Origin of the sequence: Streptomyces sp. HSW2009, assembly GCF_040240285.1 — a bacterium.
Lineage (GTDB): Bacteria > Actinomycetota > Actinomycetes > Streptomycetales > Streptomycetaceae > Streptomyces.
Map to the genome: position 1 here is coordinate 1 of NZ_JBEHZD010000777.1, position 2,878 is coordinate 2,878.

Below are 2,878 nucleotides of genomic sequence, written 5' to 3' on the forward strand. Positions count from 1 at the left end.
ACAACCGCAGCCCGGCACACCCGGCGCCGACCCGTACCAGCCGTTCAACGCCCTCAGGCTCCCTCTCGCACGCCCCCCCCCCCCCCCCCCGGGGGGCGGGGGGGGGGGGCCCCCCCCCGCGGGGGGGGGGGCGGGGGCCGCCGGGGCGCCGCGGCCAGGGGCCCGGCGCCGTGGTCCGGCGGTCGTGCATGAGGTTCGCGAGGTCAGGACGAGGGGCGCATGGGGCTCAGAAGACGCACTGCACGTGCTTGATGGCTTCCACGAAGCTCGCCACGAGACGGCGGGGCTCGCCCTCGGTGCGGATGTGCGGCAGCCGGCTGAAGAGTTCCCGGAAGAAGACGGTGACCTCCATCCGGGCCAGGTGGGCGCCGAGGCAGAAGTGCGGGCCGATCGAGCCGAAGGTCATGTGCGGGTTGGGGTCGCGCGTGATGTCGAACTCGTAGGGGTTGGGGAAGACCTTCTCGTCCCGGTTGGCCGACCAGTAGAACAGCAGGACCTTGTCGTCCTTCTTGAACTTGTGGCCGTTGACCTCGCAGTCGCGGGTGGCGGTGCGGCGCATCCAGTTGATGGGCGTCGCCACCCGCAGGATCTCCTCGACGGCGCGCGGGGCGTGGGCCTCGAAGTCAGAGAGCAGCAGTTCGCGCTGCTCGGGGTGGTCGGTGAGCAGCACCAGGCCACGGGAGAGCGCATTGCGGGTGGTCTCCATGCCGGCGATGACCAGCAGGATGAAGAAGGACGACAGCTCTTCGGGCGTCAGCCGTTCGCCGTCGATCTCGGCGCGCACCAGGCGCGTGACGAGGTCGTCGGTGGGGTTCTTCGTCCGGTCGGCGGCCAGTGCCGAGATGTAGTCACCGAGCTCGCGCGAGGTGCGCAGCAGCGCCGGGGTGGCCTGGTCGAGCCGGGGCACGTACTCCGGGTCGAAGGTGCCGACAATGATGTTGGAGCGGTCGTAGATGAACTCGTAGTCGCTGCTGGGGATGCCCATCATGCCGCTGAGCACTGCGATCGGCATGATCGCCGCGGCCTGTCGTACGAAGTCGCCCGGGCCGTTCGCTATGAGGTCGTCCACGATCTGCCGGGCCGCCTTCTGCGAGGCCACCTCGAACTCCGCGGCCATGCCGCGGCCGAAGGCCCGGGAGACGATCCGCCGCATCCGTGCGTGCTGCGGATTGTCCATATTGATCATGGAGCCGAAGAAGTTGCTGAACTCCTGCGGGAGATCCACGATGCTGATGGCGGTCGGGGTGGAGCGGAAGTCCTGCGGGCGGCGGCTGACCTCGGCGATGTCGGCGTGGTTCACCAGCGCGTAATAGCCGGACCCATGCGGATATCCGGGCATTGCCGGCTCACGGAAGTGCACCGGGTGGGGCGCCTTGCGCAGCGCCGCGAAGGCCGCGTCGCGGTCACCGAACGGCTGCGCCCAGAAGGCCAGATCCGTCAGGTTGATTTTGGCGACGTCGTCGAACCTGGATTCGGGGGGATACACGGCGCCTCGTTTCACGCTGGGTAACTGGGGTGGTCGGGGAGGAATGGCGGGGCCGTACGGTGTGGGGGCACGGTCGTCATGCGTACGGCCCGCGCACGCCAAGGCTCTGAAACGCGGTCGCATAACGCGAAATCGCCGCAGGCGAGGAATCGCACTGCGACGTCACCGTTTTGACCGAAGAACCCTGGCGAACAGGGCCTGGTGCACTGGATGAGAATTCACGGCAGAATGTCAAAGAGTGGGCGGCAGTTGAATATTCCGCATTGATTTTGGGAAGTGATATCAACACCATCGCCGCGAAGTCTCCTGCGTTGAGGCGGTCCAGCATGGAAGAGCATCCCGCGCCACGCTTAAGCCTCTCTAATGCGCCGCCAGTTTTCGGCAACGGGGCTCGAAATGCAGTGGATTTACGCGTTAGACTTCCCGCATGGATCTTTCCGTGCCCGTAACCGATGACGTGAAATTGCATTTCCGACACCGGCCGGGAACCGCGTCCCCGGCGTTCCTTCTGGTCCACGGCATGGCCTCCAGCGCCCAGTTGTGGGACGAGGTGGCCGACGACCTCGCGGCGGCGGGGCATCCGGTGTACGCGGTGGACCTGCGGGGCCACGGCGAGTCCGACACGCCCGACACCGGCTTCGACACGCCCACGGCCGTCGCCGACCTGGTGGCCTCCTGTGAATTCCTGGGGCTCAAGCGCGTGGTGGTGGCGGGGCATTCGTGGGGTGGGAACGTCTCGGTGCGCTTCACGGCCGAGAACCCGCACTTGGTCTCCGCGCTCGCCCTGGTCGACGGCGGCTGGTTGGAGCCGGCGGCGGCCTTCGCCTCCTGGGAAGCGTTCGTGGCGGCCCTGCGGCCGGCCGCGTTGGACGGCGCCACGGTGGCGAGCATCAGCGCCTACTTCCGCACCATCCACCCCGACTGGTCGCCGGCGGCGATCGACGCGGCGGTGGCCACCATGCGCATCCACCCGGACGGCTCGCTGTCCCAGCGCATGACCCTCGACCAGCACATGTCGATCCTGCGCAGCATCTGGGACGAACCGCCGGCCCCCTGGTACCCGGACATCGACGTGCCCACCCTGCTGATGCTCGCCATCCCCAAGGGCGCGCTGCCCCCGCTGGCAAACCGAATCCGCACCCGGGTCCAGAACATCACCGCCCCCCTACGCCACGCCACTTTCCGCGAATACGCCGACTCCGAACACGACCTGCATGCGCAGCGACCCCACGAAGTGGCCGCCGATCTACTGGAGTTGGCCCGCAGTACGGCGTAGCGGGAGCCTGTCGGCGGCGGGGGGGGGGGGGGGGGGGGGGGGGGGGGGCGGCGGCGGCGGGCGCGCCGCCGGCCCCGCCCCCCCCGCCCCCCCCCCGCCCCCCCCCCCCCCCCCCC

Annotated in this window: 4 protein-coding genes; 1 reads left to right on the top strand and 3 read right to left on the bottom strand. The window is 69.2% G+C overall.

Translation table 11 applies throughout. The annotated features are described in order from the left end of the window. The 3 genes from AAHZ94_RS32025 to AAHZ94_RS32035 form a co-directional block, all read right to left on the bottom strand. A partial coding sequence (locus tag AAHZ94_RS32025; protein WP_349997217.1) for a hypothetical protein occupies positions 1-190 on the bottom strand: 190 nt, incomplete at its 3' end. 36 nt (positions 191-226) lie between these two features. Further along, positions 227-1,486, bottom strand: coding sequence for a cytochrome P450 (locus tag AAHZ94_RS32030; RefSeq protein ID WP_349997218.1), 1,260 nt, complete (start codon positions 1,484-1,486; stop codon positions 227-229). A 76-nt stretch (positions 1,487-1,562) separates the two neighbouring features. Then, complete coding sequence (locus AAHZ94_RS32035; protein WP_349997219.1) at positions 1,563-2,003, bottom strand: hypothetical protein; 441 nt, start codon at positions 2,001-2,003, stop codon at positions 1,563-1,565. 3 nt (positions 2,004-2,006) lie between these two features. On the opposite strand from AAHZ94_RS32035, the gene AAHZ94_RS32040 reads away from it, so the two are divergent. Continuing rightward, positions 2,007-2,762 (top strand): alpha/beta fold hydrolase, encoded by a 756-nt coding sequence (locus AAHZ94_RS32040; RefSeq protein WP_349997220.1) that lies wholly within the window; start codon positions 2,007-2,009, stop codon positions 2,760-2,762. Positions 2,763-2,878: the final 116 nt, after the last annotated feature.

Bases quoted from the DNA above. Each gene is read 5' to 3' on its own strand.
- AAHZ94_RS32040 (WP_349997220.1), top strand. From the start codon at position 2,007: ATGGCCTCCAGCGCCCAGTTGTGGGACGAGGTGGCCGACGACCTCGCG.